Origin of the sequence: Pseudobythopirellula maris, assembly GCF_007859945.1 — a bacterium.
Lineage (GTDB): Bacteria > Planctomycetota > Planctomycetia > Pirellulales > Lacipirellulaceae > Pseudobythopirellula > Pseudobythopirellula maris.
This window is the reverse complement of record NZ_SJPQ01000001.1, coordinates 917,486-933,560: the sequence shown is the minus strand read 5'-3', so window position 1 is coordinate 933,560 and position 16,075 is coordinate 917,486. Positions and strand designations below refer to the sequence as shown.

General features: G+C 60.8%; 9 protein-coding genes. 3 read left to right on the top strand and 6 right to left on the bottom strand.

Annotation, left to right across the window (positions count from 1 at the left end; translation table 11 throughout):
• Positions 1-9: 9 nt before the first annotated feature.
• On the bottom strand, positions 10-294 hold the full coding sequence (locus tag Mal64_RS03375; RefSeq protein WP_146397049.1) for a hypothetical protein: 285 nt from the start codon (positions 292-294) through the stop codon (positions 10-12).
• A 239-nt stretch (positions 295-533) separates the two neighbouring features.
• Positions 534-1,640, bottom strand: a complete 1,107-nt coding sequence (locus Mal64_RS03370) for a DUF1559 domain-containing protein (RefSeq protein WP_197525399.1) — start codon at positions 1,638-1,640, stop codon at positions 534-536.
• Between the two features lie 826 nt (positions 1,641-2,466).
• On the opposite strand from Mal64_RS03370, the gene Mal64_RS03365 reads away from it, so the two are divergent.
• The 3 genes from Mal64_RS03365 to Mal64_RS03355 all read left to right on the top strand — a co-directional run bounded on the left by Mal64_RS03365 (position 2,467) and on the right by Mal64_RS03355 (position 6,905).
• Positions 2,467-3,948, top strand: coding sequence for a hypothetical protein (locus tag Mal64_RS03365; RefSeq protein ID WP_146397046.1), 1,482 nt, complete (start codon positions 2,467-2,469; stop codon positions 3,946-3,948).
• A gap of 21 nt (positions 3,949-3,969) precedes the next feature.
• On the top strand, positions 3,970-5,457 hold the full coding sequence (locus tag Mal64_RS03360) for a hypothetical protein (protein WP_146397044.1): 1,488 nt from the start codon (positions 3,970-3,972) through the stop codon (positions 5,455-5,457).
• Positions 5,458-5,528: 71 nt separating this feature from the next.
• Positions 5,529-6,905, top strand: coding sequence for a hypothetical protein (locus tag Mal64_RS03355; protein ID WP_146397041.1), 1,377 nt, complete (start codon positions 5,529-5,531; stop codon positions 6,903-6,905).
• A gap of 403 nt (positions 6,906-7,308) precedes the next feature.
• Here the strand turns inward: Mal64_RS03355 and Mal64_RS03350 are convergent, their stop codons facing one another.
• From Mal64_RS03350 to Mal64_RS03335, 4 genes are all read right to left on the bottom strand, one after another.
• Positions 7,309-8,514, bottom strand: coding sequence for a DUF1501 domain-containing protein (locus Mal64_RS03350; RefSeq protein ID WP_146397036.1), 1,206 nt, complete (start codon positions 8,512-8,514; stop codon positions 7,309-7,311).
• Between the two features lie 18 nt (positions 8,515-8,532).
• Complete coding sequence (locus Mal64_RS03345; protein WP_146397032.1) at positions 8,533-9,882, bottom strand: DUF1800 domain-containing protein; 1,350 nt, start codon at positions 9,880-9,882, stop codon at positions 8,533-8,535.
• Between the two features lie 121 nt (positions 9,883-10,003).
• Positions 10,004-15,451, bottom strand: coding sequence for a M56 family metallopeptidase (locus Mal64_RS03340; RefSeq protein ID WP_146397028.1), 5,448 nt, complete (start codon positions 15,449-15,451; stop codon positions 10,004-10,006).
• 13 nt (positions 15,452-15,464) lie between these two features.
• Positions 15,465-15,839, bottom strand: coding sequence for a BlaI/MecI/CopY family transcriptional regulator (locus Mal64_RS03335; RefSeq protein WP_146397024.1), 375 nt, complete (start codon positions 15,837-15,839; stop codon positions 15,465-15,467).
• Positions 15,840-16,075 lie beyond the last annotated feature (236 nt).

The following is a 16,075-nucleotide window of genomic DNA, read 5'->3' as shown; positions in this document are numbered from 1 at the left end:
ACCGCAGTGTCAACGTTTCCTGCGGCCGCCGGCCCTGGGCTTCTCGAGAGGGAAATCCAAGTCAAGCCGGTCCCCATCGATCCAGGCTTCAAGCGTCGTACGGTCGTTGTACGTGGAGGGCAGGTACTGCTCGAGTAATTCGAGGGTCTCCGACCCACTCTCGTCGGCCTGCATCGTGCGGCCCGACGGCCTCTCGGCGTAAATCATCACACGGTATTCACCGGTGAAGGGGCCCTCGCTGCGTGGGATCTCGTAACGGCCATCAACGATCTCTCCGGCGGCGGGGCGACCCACCTCGGAGTTCGTGGGAGCGAATCCGATACTGCCCCGGGCGATCGGCTCTCCATCGTACGTGACGCTCCCGCCTACAAGGCAGCCCGAATCACGGCTGCCGCAGCCTACCAAGCACACGACAGCAGCAAGACTCAGTAGAGCCAAGCCAAAGCGAGGTGGTGCGCAGGATTGCATGGGCGTTGCTATGGGGAGAGCGCCGCATTTGTGATGGCGTTGCAGGTCGGCCGATCTGTCGAGAATCAGAAGCTGACGACTTCTTCGCCATCAGGCGATCCTAGCGCACGCCAGATTTCAGGCTCGATGCTGTCGGGGGTGAATCGGGCAGAGCCATCCGCCAACGCCAAGACGACCCCACCGGGGTGATAGCTCCGCGCCATCTGATGCCAGAAGCCAACCCAACCCGAGTTCGAGGCCCTGCAGGGAGAGATGCTGTCGGCCACGGTGCGGTCGCACCAGCGGGTCCAGTCTTCGATCTTCAAGACCGGAGTGAACGGGTTGCGTTCATTGAACGCCATATTCGGCGGCCAATCGTGCATGTAGAGCGAAGCGGGGCCGAAGTGCATCGCTCCACGGGTGTCTTGGCCTTCGACAAGACGCAGCTCACAGATCGCGGCGGTCTTGCTCGTGCCGTCGGTGAACTCGGCGAACCGACGCCCGCGGAAAGGGCCGCGAGGCGTCGAGCCAAGACTCTGGATCTGGTCGGCGGTGACCACGAACGAGCCGAGCGAGGTCATGTGAACCGCGTTCTCTTGCGGCCGGATCGCCTGAGGATTCGCGTTCGGATCGCTGTTGATCTGATTCTCCCAACCGGCGATCGCCTCGTTAGGGGACACGTCCTCGGCCCAATAGAAGCCTGTTCCGGCGTTGGCGACATAGTTGCCACGGGCGCCGTAAAAGTCATTGACCACGCCTACTACCGAGGGCGGGCTCACTTCGGTGGGGCAAGTGAAGATCGCAAACGGGATGTGGTGGCTGGTCACACCGGCGTTGAGTCGGTCTTCGAAGCGGATGCTCCAGTCGGTGGCCGCGTGAGTGTTGGCCTCTTCAATGTACGGGAGCAGCACCGTCACCCAGCTGTAGAGCGTATTGACGTCGCTCTTGTTGCCGCTGCCATCGAGAATGTATTCGCGAACATCGGCCGGCGGCAGGGCATTGTTGGCGCTGGCGTAGTTGTGGGCCGCCAACGCGATGTTCTTGAGATTGCTCGTGCACTGCGCCCGGCGAGCGGCCTCACGCGCCGACTGAACGGCCGGCAAAAGCAATGCGACGAGGATCCCGATGATCGCGATAACGACCAATAGTTCGACAAGCGTGAACGCGTTCCGATTGGCGTGAGGTACTCGCATGAAAGACCTTCCGGGGGCTTCAGATGCTTGAGTCGATACGAAGGTTGTAGACGCGTGAACGAGCATGAAAGAGCCAAACCTCAGCCGCCAAACCTGCTGACGCCTCGTCGCTCGCTAATAGGTCGCCGGAACTCAACACGCGCCGAGTACTCAGCAAAATCCTTATCGATCCTCGCACCCGCCGTGCTGAGAGGCCACGCGTACGACCTATCAACCACAGAGCAGAACTTGCTGAGCTGCCGTCGAAGGGTCGTACAGACTCAAGATGGCAGAGAGAGGGACACGTTTTCTTACTATTGATCCTGACTTCATTCCTTATCAGAAACCCGAGAAAAGACTCGGGAATGCCGCCAAGACGGCATAACACAGTGTGACCATAATATTATGGTTTGTCAATACCTCGCTCGTTGGTTAATCTGGATCGAGTTGGGTCACTTTAGATCGTTCGTGAATCAGAGCAGCGACCGGTTGGCTTTGTGGGCGAAGAGTAGGGGGGAAACTCCCAGATTCAGTCCCGGCTGCTCAGGGCGGGCGGTTCTGATCCCTGGCGCCCTTTCGTTTGTCATGCAGAGCACCTTGCTCGGCAGGCGCTTAGTTTCGCTGTCAATTCCAAACCTTGCCTTTACTACGCAGTCCTTCCTAACGGTCTCTCCCTTCATGTCTGGCGCATCCAAGCCGATGGCCCACGGCACGCTTCAGGCCGTCGTCGCTAAGACGCCGGAAGCTGACATGAGGCTAGGCGGTACGAACTGCAAGGCGTCCCGCTTCCGCTCGATGACCACCACTTTTAGCTGCGTTGATTGAAGCAATGCTCGTGGACACTGGAATGATTGACACGCCCAGGACGGTCCGACTCCAGTCGCCTAGCATTCTGACGGCGTTGGCGTTCACGCTGCTGTTGGCGGCGCCGGCATTGGGGGCGAAGTACCCCGCCTACGTCGACGGCTCGTTCACCTTTGGCGACGAGTTCGCCGAGGCTCCGTACGGGCTTGAGAGCACCTTCAGCTTGTCGAGCAATCCCAACGCGACGAAGACCATCTACCTCGACTTCACGGGCTTCCACAGCGTCGGCAATTCGTGGGGGCACAACATTGTGTTCCCGGCCTACGACCTCGATGGTGACTCGGGGTCGTTCAGCGACGAGGAGCTGATCGAGATCCAGCAGATCTTTCAGAACGTGGCCGAGGACTACATCCCGTTCAACGTCAACGTGACCACTGCCGATCCTGGTGCGACTGCATTGAGGAAGTTGGGCGATGGCGACACCCACTGGGGCATGCGGGTGGTGATGACGCAAGCGACCGCTGGATTCGGGGTCGGTATCGGCGGCGACTCGGGCTCTTCGCGTTTCGACGACGCTGCGGACAACCCGGTCTTCACGTTCAACAAGGGCGCCCGCAAGGGGGGCCTGACCGCCAGCCACGAGGTGGGCCACACCTTCGGCCTGGCGCACGACAGCTATTACGACCAAGAGTACCATCCCGGCACGGGGGGCTACGGCCGGACGAGTTGGGGCCCGCTCATGGGTGCGCCTTTCGACGCCTCAATCACTCAGTGGAGCAACGGCGACTACGCCGGCTCGAGCAATACGTTCGACGACTACAGCTTCATCACCAGCAAGGGCTTCGGCTTCCGCGAAGACGACTACCTAAACAGCCTAGCGGACCCCCACTTGCTGGAGTCGATCGACGGGGAAATCTCGGAGTGGGGGATCATCGAGGAGCGGTACGACCGCGACTACTTCAGGTTCACCACCACGACCGGCGAGGTCTCTTTCGATGTCAATGGCTTCGCCCAAGACCCCAACATCGACGTCGGGGTGGTGATCTACGACAGTTTGGGGGAGGTCGTCGTTGAGCTCGATCCTAGCGTCACCCCCAACATCAACTACGACCTCTTTCTCACCGCCGGCGACTACACCTTCTTCGTCGACGGGGTGGACAATCCCGGACGGTACTCCGATTACGGGAGCCTCGGTTTCTACGACATCCAGATCGGCTTGCCGATCGCCGGCGACCTGAACTCTGACGGCTTCGTCGATACCGACGACTGGCTGTTGCTGGTCGCCGGCGCGGAGACCGATCTGAGCGGGCTCTCGGCCGAGGAGGCGTTTCTGGCGGGCGACCTCAACGGCGACGGCCTGAACGACATCTACGATTTCGGACTCTTCAAAGACGCGTTCACGTCGGCCCACGGTGCGGCCGAGTTTGCTGCGCTGCTTGCGCCCGAGCCCGCTGGGCTCGGTTTAGCAACGGCGATGGTATTAATGCTTGCGGGATACGTCCGCTGCGGCGTCCGCACAAACTGACGACCCACCGGGAAGCCACCCATGACCCACTGGAAATCAACGTCGGCAACGCTGCTGACCGCCCTGGCGCTCGTGCTGCCCGGGGCCGTTGCGGCGGCGATCGACTTCGAGTCTTTCGAGTTCAATGACTCGGACTTCACCGAGCTCGGAGACGCCGAGAATTCGACGAACTCCGGGAACCAATGGTCGACCGACATCAACCTGCTGACCGACTCTTTTGTGCTGGATGACTCCTTCACGGTCTACAAGTACAGCGACGTTTTCGCTCCTAGCTACTTGCAGATCGACAACATCACCGCGACGACGGGCGCGCCTCGCTATATCGTCGTCGAGATGGCCGGCTGGGACTTCCGCGGCCCCGACGTCTCGGGTGAGACCGCCAACCCCGAGCAGATCCGCTTCGGATTCCTCAACGACGACACGGGCGTCGACGGCGCGGCGGTCACCGCCCAGATGCAAATCACACGCGATATCGCCACCGAGGGGATCCAGTTGGAGGGCAGCGCGCTGGGCGGCGGCTCGACGAGCCTCGGCAACGTGGCGCAACTCGAAACGGTGCAGTCCCAGCCCTTCACCATGGTGCTTGAGCTCGACAAAACGACCGACACCTACGAGGTGTTCTACAAGAACGGTTCGGGCCCCTCGCAGTCACTTGGCTCTGGACAGGTGGCCCCGAGTCGTGACGGCAACTCGATCCGGTTCGTCGCCAACAACAACTTCGGCAGCGACCTCGAGGAATTCTTTGCGATCGATCGCATCGCTCTAACGGACTCGAACCCGCTCACCGACCTGGTCACGCTCGAAGTGGACCGCGACACGGGCGTCGTGAAGCTGATTAACACCACCGGCGAAGAGCTCACCGGCTTGGAATCGTACTCGCTGACCTCCTCGATCGGGGCGCTCGACACCGAAGGCTGGATGCCGATCGCCGGCAACTACGACGCCGCCGCAGGCCCGGGAGATGGGACGGTCGACGCCGACGATCCCTGGTCGATCGACGAGGCAACAACCTCTGAGCTGAGCGAGTCCTTGGTGAGCGGCGATGGCGGGGCCTTGGGTCTCGGCCAAGAGGTCGTGCTCAGCGACACGGGCGGCTCATGGATCAAGAGCCCCATCGAAGACCTTCGGGCGCAGCTGATGTTCGCAGGCGGCGTCGTTCGTAACGCGACCGTCGAATTCGTCGGCAACGGCGGAGAGCGGTTCGAGGTGGGCGATCTCAACTTCGACGGTGAGATCACCGCCGACGATTGGACCGCTTTCATCGCTGGGTACGAGGCAGACCTCTCCGCGTTCTCACCCGCCCAGGCTTATCAGCTCGGCGACTTGAACTACGGCGGGGTCAACAGCTTCGTCGACTTCACCCTGTTCAAAGAGGCGTTCGAGGCGGCCAACGGCGCCGGGTCGTTCGCCCAGATGGTAGCCGGAGTCCCCGAGCCGGGGTCCGCCACGATCTTGGCGTTAGCCCTCTCCGCACCGGCGCTGCTCAGACGCCGCTCACGCTTGTCATGAGACCCTGACCTATTGGTTCCCCTCAACCATCCCACGCACAGCGTAGTCTAGTACTTAGTAAGGATAAACTCATGACGCACCTCAATGAGCATCACGAAGCGGGCGCCGTTCCCTCGGCCGATCCGTGGGCTGCAGCAATTACTTGCGCCAGACTCGCCGTCTCGTTTGCCTTGGCGTGGATAGCCATGATGGAGCAAACCGCGCGTGCCGAGGTTCAAACCTTTACCGACCTGGCTTCCTGGCAAGCGGCTGTCGCCGATGTGACCTTTCTCGAAGACTTCGAGGGCGCCACCGTCGATGACTACTTCGGCCTCGCCGGGAACGCGACCACCAGCCCGAACGGCTTTCTCGGTCTGTCGGCCAACGCCAACTTTGGCGACAACGCCGTCGTCGATGTTTCCCCCTATGTGAGTTCGGGCGCCGACATCAACGGCGACGTGGTGGTCAACATGCGGTTCCTCGATGCCGGCCACGGCGCCAATGCCCAGGAGACGGTCACCGTTTCTTTGCCGCCTGGCGTCGAGGCCTTCGCCTTCGAGTACAACAACTACGACTCGGCCGGCGATGGCGCGTTCCTCAGCTTCGAGGGGACGAACGGCCAGATCGTTGGGTCGTTTGATTCGACTGTCAACGGCTTCTTCGGCGTGCTCGATACCGACCCCAACGCCGTGATCTCTTCGTTCTCTTTCACGGGTGACCCCACGGTTGGCACTGGCTTCTCGGCGTTCAACTCGTTCGACGATGTCCGCTACTCGGATTTCGACGCGCTGAAGCTCCGCGTGAATACCGCCACCGGCGCCGTCGAGATCTTCAATGATTCGCCTACCGATTTCCAGTTCGACTCCTACCGCATCGTGAGCTCTACCGACGATCTCAATTACGCCGAATGGAGCAGCTTCAGCAACCAGGGTCTCGACGCGGTCGACGGTCTCGACGGCGACTCGACCGTCGGCAATGGAATCGGTGAGACTTGGGATGAGGCGGGCGGCGCCAGCGACAGCGCGCTGAGCGAGGCGTTCCTGCTAGGGTCCTCGCTGTTCGACGAGGGGCGTACCGAGAGCCTCGGTCTCGCATTCAAGCCGGGCGGAGACACCGAATCGTTGACCTTCGAGTACCGCCGAACGTCGGATGGGGTGGTCGCCAAGGGCCTGATCGAGGTTGTCTCGGTTAGCCTGCCCGGCGACTACAACACCAACGGCGTGGTCGACGCCGCCGACTTCACCGTTTGGCGTGACCAATTAGGTATGAACGCCACTCTCGCCAACGAAAACCCCGCGGCCCTCACTCCCGGTGTTGTCGATCAAGAAGACTACGACTTCTGGGTCTCCCAGTTCGGCGAGACCCTCGAGACAGCCGCTGTGGGTGTGCCGGAACCGGCTGCGATCGGCCTGGCCATCGCCCTGTTCGCCGCGGTAGCCGGCCGCCGATGCCAGCAGCGGCGCCGCTGACTAGCATTGTGCGACGACTTCTGCCGACCCCGAGATAGAGAGCGTATTTTTTTAAGTTACCACTTCCATGCTGGGGCCATGTCTGCGGAATCTTAGAGCGGTTTTCGAATTGGTGTGGACGAGCGGGGAAGCGATTGGTGGCGTGGCGAGGAAGCCGAAGCAGGCAATGCGGTGCATTGTCGATGCAGGCTGACGAAGCCATGACGCCGATCGCGAGCCGAGCGTCTACACCTATGAGCAAACCGCTCTAATACCATCTTTCCGTTGGCAAACCTACGAAAACTGCTCGCGTTGTCGGGGCATCACACGCGGACGAAATTTAAGAGGCGCCTCCTGCCGAGCAGCCTCAGAGTACGTGTTAGGTCACTGTGCCCTGCATGGACGAATCATGATCAAGATCCGTTTAACCTCGGCATAGCAGCGGCAGTTTTTTATGCGTGCCGGCTAGCACGCTCGCGGCATCGATGTCGAGCCAGTCCGATAGGAGCGTGGAATAGATCCGCCTGAAATCGACCTGCGTTCTGAGGTCGCCGTCATCAAGGTTTGCTAAATCAGGCGCCGTTCCTAAGAGGCCGCCTGCAACGGGGGCGCCCGCCAAGAAGACGGGGCCGGCTGTGCCGTGGTCTGTTCCGAGAGAGTTATTCTCTTTGACTCGCCGTCCGAATTCGCTGAAGGCGAGAACCACCACGCGGTCGTCGAGCTTTGCGGACTTGATGTCGTCCAGAAACGCCTTGACCGCGTCGGAGAACTCTTGCAGCAAACGCGAGTGCGTGTAGAGCTGTGCCTGGTGCGTGTCGTATCCCGACTGCGCGGTGTAGTAGACCCGTGCTTGCGATTTTCCTTTCAGCACTTGCGAGATGAGTCTGAGCCGTCTCCCAAGCCCTGTGTTGGGGTAGCTACTGACTGATCCCGCGGTCTGCTTTTGTTGCCGATTGAATTCTTCGGAAGCAGCTACCGCTGAGAGCGTCTGCCGCGAGACAAAATCGTTGAGTGAGTCATCTTGCGCTGACGACGGTTCGCTGTGAAACGCGGGGTTTAGCAACAGGCGGAGGTCCTCCTCTCGTGACAGAGCCGTTGCTTGAGATCGACGCCCCCATAACGCCACCGGCGTTTCTTGGTCACCCACATAGATCGCGCCTGGCGCCACTGCTGGGCTGCTTACTTTGGGCTTCGCGTCGAGTGCGCGGCCCAGCCATCCGTAGCCGTCGTGGTCGGCGTTCTCAAAACTGGCGGTTTGCCAGATCTTCATGCTGCGGAAGTGCGAGCGGTCAGGGTTGGGGTAGCCCACTCCCTGCACGATCGAAAGTCGACCGTCGTCAAAGAGTTCTTTGGCGGCCCGCATGCTTGGGTGCAAGCCGACGTAGTCGTCGAGCTTGTGCAGCTTATCGGCTGGAAGGCGGAGTTTATTCCGGGCACGGGCGTATTCGTCGTCGCCGAACGGGACGACGGTGTTCAGGCCGTCGTTGCCACCATCGAGCTGGATGACTACGAGCGTTTTGGCGTCACTCTCGTTGCCCGCTGCGTAGGCTGTCTTGGTGAAGACAGACGGCAATAGGGGCGAAAGCGAGACGACCGAACTTGTCCGCAAGAATCGGCGGCGAGAGAGCATCGCAAACCCTTTAATTGTTCAGGCTAGAGAATGTTCCGGGCGCGTCAGCAGTAAGGCCAGAGCCTTCGGCAGCGGCGCTTCTGCTGATCTGGCAGCTTTGACAATCGGTGCAGTCGCCTCTTCCGGGCACTCGCCCCATAACAACTTGGCGAGCCAGTTGACGTGTTCTGCGAGTTTGTCTAACTGGCTGTGTCTGTGGACCAGGGCGTCAGGTTCTGGTTCGCGAGCCGGTCGCCAGAGCCGGCCAGAAACGAGTGCGTCGGCAAAGTTGGCCCGGGCGACGACTGTCCGCGTGGCGAGCCACGCTCTTCCTTCGTTCCAGCCCCCGACGTTTGGTGGATAAAACAGGTCCTGCCCCATCCGCGACGCCCACTCGGCCAGCACCAGTGTGCTCGGCGGCGGTTCACGGAGTTCAAGGGCCCGCAGCACGCCGACGACATACTCGGTTGGCCCCAACACACGCGACCGCATATTCTCGATCGAAAAGAAAAGTCGCGATCGCAGCACGGTCTCGACCGCCCAACCAATGTTCAATTCGCGTTCGGCAAGCCCGTCAGCGAGTTCGTCCAATGCCGCTCTGGTGACGACATCCTCGCCCAGGAATGTCTGGCAGATACGCCACGCGAGCCGCTTGGAAGTTCCGGGATGATTGAGAAGTTGTTCAAGGAGACCGTCGCCGGTGAGCGGGCCCTGCGTGCCAAACAGGTCAATCTCGCCAATGTCGTGCCTGGCTTCGCGATAGGCGAACCGACCTCCCACGATGGTCCAGCCGGTCAACGCACGCGCCGCCCCCTTCACGTCCGTTTCGGAGTAATTGCCCACGCCGAGCGTGAACAGTTCCAATAGCTCGCGGGCAAGATTCTCATTGGGATGGCCCTTGCGATTCGAATCGGCGTCGAGCCAGGCGAGCATCGCGGGGTGCTTCACCACGGCGGTGAGGAGCTCGCCAAACGGCGCCCGTGCTTGCTTGCGGAGCAGATCGTTTTGCTCACGCATCAGCACGAGGTCTTGCACCTTGCGGTTGCTGGTGGCGAAGTGGTTGTGCCACATCAGCGTGAGCCGCTCGCCCAGCGGGTCGGGTGACATCAGCATGCGATAGACCCACCACGCCTTGAGCCGCCCCGGGCTGCCCGAAACCATGGCGGCCTCGCCGATGGTTTGTGCCATCGACTCGAAGGCGGGAGATTCGTCGCCTTTCAGTAAGCGATCGACCGCCGCTCGGGGCCCGTCCACTAGATCTCGCTGCAACACATCCCATGGCGCGGCGAAGGCCGCGCGGCGGTGGAGGTGCACCACGCGTTTCAGGTTCCAAGGCGCAGATTCGCTCGGCCGGTACGGCGCCCAGATGCTCGTTTGCGGATTCAGCATCCTGGAACCTCACTTACCCATTCTGCTGGTGCATGGCTCGCTAAAGCCTTGATGGTCGAGAAGCAAGAACCACTCGTGCTGTGGATTGGGTAGTGCAACCGATCCTTTGGCGGCTTTCTCATCACTTGCCCGCCTCTGCACGTTTGGCGAACTCTTTCTCGTCTAACAACCTCACGTCGCCCAGGTCTTTCGATTCTCCGGGTTCAACCTTGATTACCGTGTCCAGCGGACCGGAGAACTTCGGCGCTCGGCGGCGTTTGGCCATCATGCTGTTACGATCGAACGCCCGCAGTTGGTACTCGACGCCCGGAGCGAGGCCAGCAATCTCGAACCGACCCTCGGCATCGGTCTCGTGCTGTGCGCTCAATGAATGAGGGGTGTTGTGCGGCAGCGGCGCCGCCTGATGTACGTTGTCTAGGAGAGAGGGAGTCGCGATTGGCGGATGATATGGAACCAACTGGCAATCGGGCAGCGGAACGCCATCTTGGTCAACAAGACGCCCAGTCACTCTCCCAGCGGGTTGGAGTTGGACGACAAGGTCGGCAGGAAGATCGCTCTCGATTACCGCATGCCCTGCCAGCTGACGTTCTTGATGGACAAAGTAGAAATGGCGCGGCTTCTCGCGATCGTATCCGAGCAATTCGAATCGGTCTTCTTTCGCCGGGCGCCACGACCCAATCATCCGCGCCTGACGGCCCGCATAGCGGTAGCCAGCTACTGGTTTACCAGCTGGATCCGTAACGCGGCCAACAACGAGCGAGCCCCCGTCGATTTCGAGATCCAGCCTCACCTGCTGAGCGCCCTCGGCGGGATCGATCTCGGCGACAACGTGATAGTTGGTCGTCATCAAGTAGGAGGGGCGGGTCCGGATCATTGATTCGTTGGGCTTTTCGATCCGACCATTCGCCTTGAGCACGCCCTCGGCACTTGGATACGTTTCGTGATCGTCGGCTAAGAACGCGACGTACCCAACGCCGGGTAAAGCTGCAATCCGGAAGCCGCCGTCATCGCGGGCTCGCAAGCGATCTCGCTCGTCTACGCCTAGCGAGCGTGCTTCGCTAAAGTTGGGGTTCTTACCGTCAAAGTAGTACTTCAGCCTGCCCGGTAGGCCCTTGCCGGATTGCTTGTCGGTGACGTGGCCTTCGACCCAAATACCGCGTCGAAGATCAAAGTCGACGCGTGTGGGCTCGCCCGTCTTGGTAGGAGCCGCTCTCTCGGCCGAGAAGTAGGCTGTATCACCACTCGGTGCTATCGCGGCGATGGAGTTTTCCTTGCCGATCGGCATCCCTTCGAGGCGATAGCGGCCCTCTTTGTCGGTCACTGCGCGGACGAAGTCTTGCCCCCAACCGCCGATCTGCTCACCGTGCCGCCTCTGGCTTTTAACGGTGATCCCAGCCAGAGGATCCTTCGTTTCGGCGTCGCGTACGACGCCGGTGATTGGGACCGAAGGGCCCGCGACGTGTGTGAACTCAGACGAGTGGTAGGTATAAAATCCTAGGTCGGGCGAACGCCGCTCACGCATCAGCTTGATCGCTTCTCCGGCCTCGGTGCGGGTCCAGACCTTGGCCGACTCAATGCCGGGGCCTTCTAGGAGCAGCCATGCGATCTTGCCATCCCCGATGCCATTGATTCGAAAGCGTCCGTCAGCGTCGGTTGTCGCTGGCGAGATAACCGAACGCAGTTGAGGACCATTCATGCTTTGCGGCGTTTGCATCCGCGCTGAGTAATAGTCCGCCTTGGGCTCACCAGCCGCCCTGGTCCAGCCGTCGAGCGTACCGTCGACGCCCGTCCACGTTTCCAGTAGCGTTAGCTTGGCGCCGGCGACCGGCTGACCGTTGATGTCGACAATGCGGCCGCGGATCGGCTGGCTCTCCGCCTGCAGCTTGAGCGGCTGCCCTTTGGCCGCGAGCATCTTTTTGATGGCTCCCGCATAAGCCGGCGGAACCGTCTTCAGACGCTCTTTGACTTTGCGTAATGCCTCGCCACTGGTCTCAAACAGGCTTGCCGCCGCCGAGGCAAAGCCAAAGTCAGGGTGCGTCGCGACGATCTGGCCGTAGCCGAACTCGCGGGCCGTAGCGTTGGATCCGAAGTCGCTGGGCTTCACCGTGAAGCGGAACCCGCCCTCGGCGTTAGTCGTCGCCAGTGGTTTCCAATTCGGCGTCAACCGCCCGCTCGCCTCGGGGATGTGAAACACCAAGAACAACTCCGCGCCGGCGGCGGGGTTGCCGTCGGGATCGACCACCTTGCCGGCGAACTTGTCGGCTTCGCTCTTCGGAAGCGGTTCGACGTCTTGACTCGCGATCGATCGCTTCGGCTCGGGGCGTTCTTTACTATTTACGTCGATCGTTCCCAGATCGATCGTCTCGCCAGGCATTACGGTGAGCCCATCGGCAAGGGGGGTTGGCTCAAGCCCTCGCCCTTCGGCGTAGATGGAGTAATCGAGACCAGGAAGGAGCTCCTCGTGGTGGAATACGCCTTCTTTATCCGTGGCCGTGCGACTAAGACTGCGGCCATAGCCAGAGTCGCCTTTCACATCGATGCGTATCGATAAGCCAGGGACCGGGGCGCCGTCACGTGTTAGCCGTCCCGTGACGATTGCCATCGGTTCGAGCGTCACCTCCAGTGGGCCGTCCCGGTTCTTGTCGACGGCAATGCGGAGCGCCTTGCCGAGTCGCCGCTCGGGGTGACTGAGCAGCACGGTGCGTTCTTCGTCGGGGCGGAAGCAGGTGAGTTCGAACTCGGCCGAGTCCATCTTCATGTGGGACCCGTAGATCTCGGTGACGCCAACCACATCGACTTCTTTCATCGGTCTCCCACGGGGGTCCACCGCTCGGAGCGCCACGCTGCTGCCCGAATCGAGCGCAAAGTCTAGGACGGTTTCCTCAGCTTCGGGGACGATCCGCACTTCCTTCATGGCGGTCGGCGATCTTGGTGAAGGGCTGATAGGGCCGTTGATTCGCACAAAAGCATTACGGTCGCCGGCGCTCTCGATGTCGCCAAAGCCCTGCCCAACGGGATAGGGATCGAGGATCGCCCTCACCCCTATGATGCCGTGGCCCGGCAGCGCGACAACACGGTACCGCCCGTCGGCATCGGTGCGGTATCGATTTTGAATCAACGAGCAATGCGTGCCGTATTCGAATTCGGGCAACTCGTACGCGAGCTTGTTGTCCGGAAAAGCCATGTAGTGCATTCGGGCCGCGACTGGCGAGCCGGTTGCTTTGTCGGTCACGCGACCTGTTACCCACTTGCCGCGGTGAAGTTCGATATCGAGCAGAACCGGTTCGATACCTGGCGGATCGGGCGCCTCGAACTCCGCGGTAAAATAGGGTAGATCGGTGGGCACAACGACGACTTCGTTGCCTTTGCCCTTAGGCATGCCGTTCAGCCGATACCGCCCCTCGTTGTCCGACTTTGTTTTGATCGTCGTGATCCCGCTGATATTCTCGCCGGCAAAACGCCAACTCCAGACTTCGGCGCCGCTGATTGGTTCGCCCGAATCGGCGTCGCGGACAACACCGGTAATCGCGCGTGACGGCGCCGCCGTGTAATGGAACTCCGAGCCGTATTGGGTCTCGCTGTCGGCATCGCGAGACGCGTAGGCCGGGTGAACGATCGGCTCCATACGCCGAGTCGCGACGCGGAGCGTACTGCTCACAATCGTCGGACCGCTCACGTGCAGCTTAACGATACGCTCACGACCGACACCCGACACGCGGAACACGCCTTTGGAATCGGTGGTGATCGCCGGCCAGTGGCCCGCTTTGTGATGTGGCGGACCCCCATCCATGAGCCGATACGCAGTCGAGATCGCCTGCGACGCTTTGATCGCGTTGAGGTATTCGTCGAGCGTGTCCGCCTTGGGCTCGTCAATCGAACCAACCTCGACCGTGGCGCCGACGACAGGCTTCCCCTCAAGGTCGATCACCCGCCCTTCGATCAGCACGTCGTCAACCGCGAGGCGGATGATTGCACCCTCGCCCGGTTTCAAGCGGTCGTACTCGGCCCAACCGATACCGTAGCCTCTTGCGAACGCCGCGATGCAGGTCTCGCGCCATTGGTTGGGCCTGCCCGCGGTTTCGGCGAATTGTGACTTGCGGTAAGAGATCTCGAATCGACCGTCTTGGTCCGCTTTGGTAGAGCTAAGCGGCTTCTTGTCTCCGTAGTCCCAGAAGTAACGTAGAACGTAGACATCGGCGTCACTCATGGGCTGACCGTTTGGTTTGACCACCTGTCCTCGGACAGTGATCAAGTCATCCGGCGCCGCATCTTGTGTGATGAGTTCAGCTAGTTCAGTCTGGTCTCCGATCTCGGTAGTCGTATTTGCTTGCGTAGCAGCCGGCGCTAAGCCTATCAAACCGGTCATTGTCACTCCGGCAAGCCCACTCATGAGGACCGTTAGCAGCAGCAGGTTGCCGACACGCGTCGAGAGCGACCGCGACGTGTCCATGATCCGCGTAACTCTCCTGGCGAGCATCGACCGCAACGAAACAATCCCCACGCCCGCCGCTGCGAACGGCGCCGACGACAGCTCGGCAATGTTGACGAGCCGGTGGGCATACTCTTCTCGATTACCGCCAAACTGTACGACAAAGTCGTCGCACACTTCCTCGGCCGTGGTTTCAATCCGCCGTGACAGAACCCATAGCAGCGGGTGGAAGAAGAAGAGAGCAGTCGCCAGCTGACGCAGCAGATTCCAAAAGCAATCGTGGCGACGCAGGTGGGCGAGTTCGTGGATCAGCACGTCACGCACCGGCAGGCAGAGCTCTGCCTCGGGCAGCAAGACAGCAGGTTTTCTGATGCCTGAAAGGCACGGGCTCGGCAAGTAGGGGCTGCACCGCACTTCGGGCGCGGCGACATCCATCTCGTCGGATAATAACCGACAGGTGTCTCTTGTTACGCTGTCGGCGTGAATGGCAGACTTGCGGAGGCTGGCAAGCCGCCACCACGCCATCAACAACCGCATCGCCAGCAGCCCCGCAGCGGCCAACCAAGCTAATGCGGCCACAGCCACGGCCTTACCAAACAGCGTAACTGTCGGGGCAAGATCGACGGCGATTGCTTCTTGGACTGGTTGAAGCGTGGCGGGCGCCTCCGCCGTAAATGGCCCCGGCGACACCGGCTGCGATTGCAGCGACTCAAAGTCGATTGGCGCCGTAATCGCCCCCGACTTATTGAAAGGCACTTTCGCGTTAATGAGACGATCATCGCCGGCAGAGGCTACGGTCATATCAGAAGAGCCGCGTTCGTTGAATTCCGGGGATTGGATGGCGGCTTCGCCAGCGGGGGCCTCGATCGCTGTAGCTACCCATGCCTGCGGCATACCAATCGCCCAGCCCGAATATCCGGCTTGGGACAGAGCGAACGTAGCAACAGGACAAACGAGCGCCGCAGCCAGGGTTGTTCGGTATACCAAGGACTGAGCCGCGGAGCCGCTTTTACGGAGCAAAGCGCCCACCAGCAGGCCGATGCTCACCAGCAGCGTTGATTGCAGCATCCAGTTGGCGGCAAAGCCGATCACAGATACCAGAACATCGATCCCAACCGCATGCGTCGATAACCAGCTCATCGCGACTCTCCTTTTACTTCTTGCTGCGGCGGTTGATGAACTTACGGATCTCGTCAATCTCTTCCTTGGGCACGTTCTCGTTCTTAAGGAGGTGCGTGACGAGCTTTCCGACGTTGCCGCTGAAGACGCGATCGAGCAGGTCCCGTGTAGCGTTCTGCTTGAACTCGTCTTCCACAACCAAGGGCAGGAACACGAACGTCCGCCCCTCGGTTTCGTGTGAAACCGAACCCTTCTCCTCCAGGCCGCGCAAAAGCGTTTGCACGGTGCTGTGAGCGATGGGCTCGATCTCGTTGATCGCGTCGGTGATTTGCCGGGCGGTTGCTCGTCGCTTTGCCCACAAGACCTGCATGATGAGGAGCTGGACTCGCCCGAGTTGCGTCGATGACATAGGAAAAGAGCCTCGTAAGTCGGTGGCAATCGTTTACTAGACTAAATCTACTTGCGTAGACATACCGCGTCAATCTAATTTCGGCAAGAAATTTTAGCGGCTCATGGATGCCGCTAGAGCGGTTTTCGAATTGGTGTAGACGAGCGGGGAAGCGATTGGCGGCGTGGCGAGGAAGCCGAAGCAGGCAATGCGGTGCATTGTCGATGCAGGCTGACGAAGCCATGACGCCGATCGCG

What these genes read in the sequence shown, in the direction of transcription:
- Mal64_RS03370 (WP_197525399.1), bottom strand. Translation starts at nt 1,640, where the DNA reads ATGCGAGTACCTCACGCCAATCGGAACGCGTTCACGCTTGTCGAACTA.
- Mal64_RS03365 (WP_146397046.1), top strand. Translation starts at nt 2,467, where the DNA reads ATGATTGACACGCCCAGGACGGTCCGACTCCAGTCGCCTAGCATTCTG.
- Mal64_RS03360 (WP_146397044.1), top strand. Translation starts at nt 3,970, where the DNA reads ATGACCCACTGGAAATCAACGTCGGCAACGCTGCTGACCGCCCTGGCG.
- Mal64_RS03355 (WP_146397041.1), top strand. Translation starts at nt 5,529, where the DNA reads ATGACGCACCTCAATGAGCATCACGAAGCGGGCGCCGTTCCCTCGGCC.
- Mal64_RS03350 (WP_146397036.1), bottom strand. Translation starts at nt 8,514, where the DNA reads ATGCTCTCTCGCCGCCGATTCTTGCGGACAAGTTCGGTCGTCTCGCTT.
- Mal64_RS03345 (WP_146397032.1), bottom strand. Translation starts at nt 9,882, where the DNA reads ATGCTGAATCCGCAAACGAGCATCTGGGCGCCGTACCGGCCGAGCGAA.
- Mal64_RS03340 (WP_146397028.1), bottom strand. Translation starts at nt 15,451, where the DNA reads ATGAGCTGGTTATCGACGCATGCGGTTGGGATCGATGTTCTGGTATCT.
- Mal64_RS03335 (WP_146397024.1), bottom strand. Translation starts at nt 15,839, where the DNA reads ATGTCATCGACGCAACTCGGGCGAGTCCAGCTCCTCATCATGCAGGTC.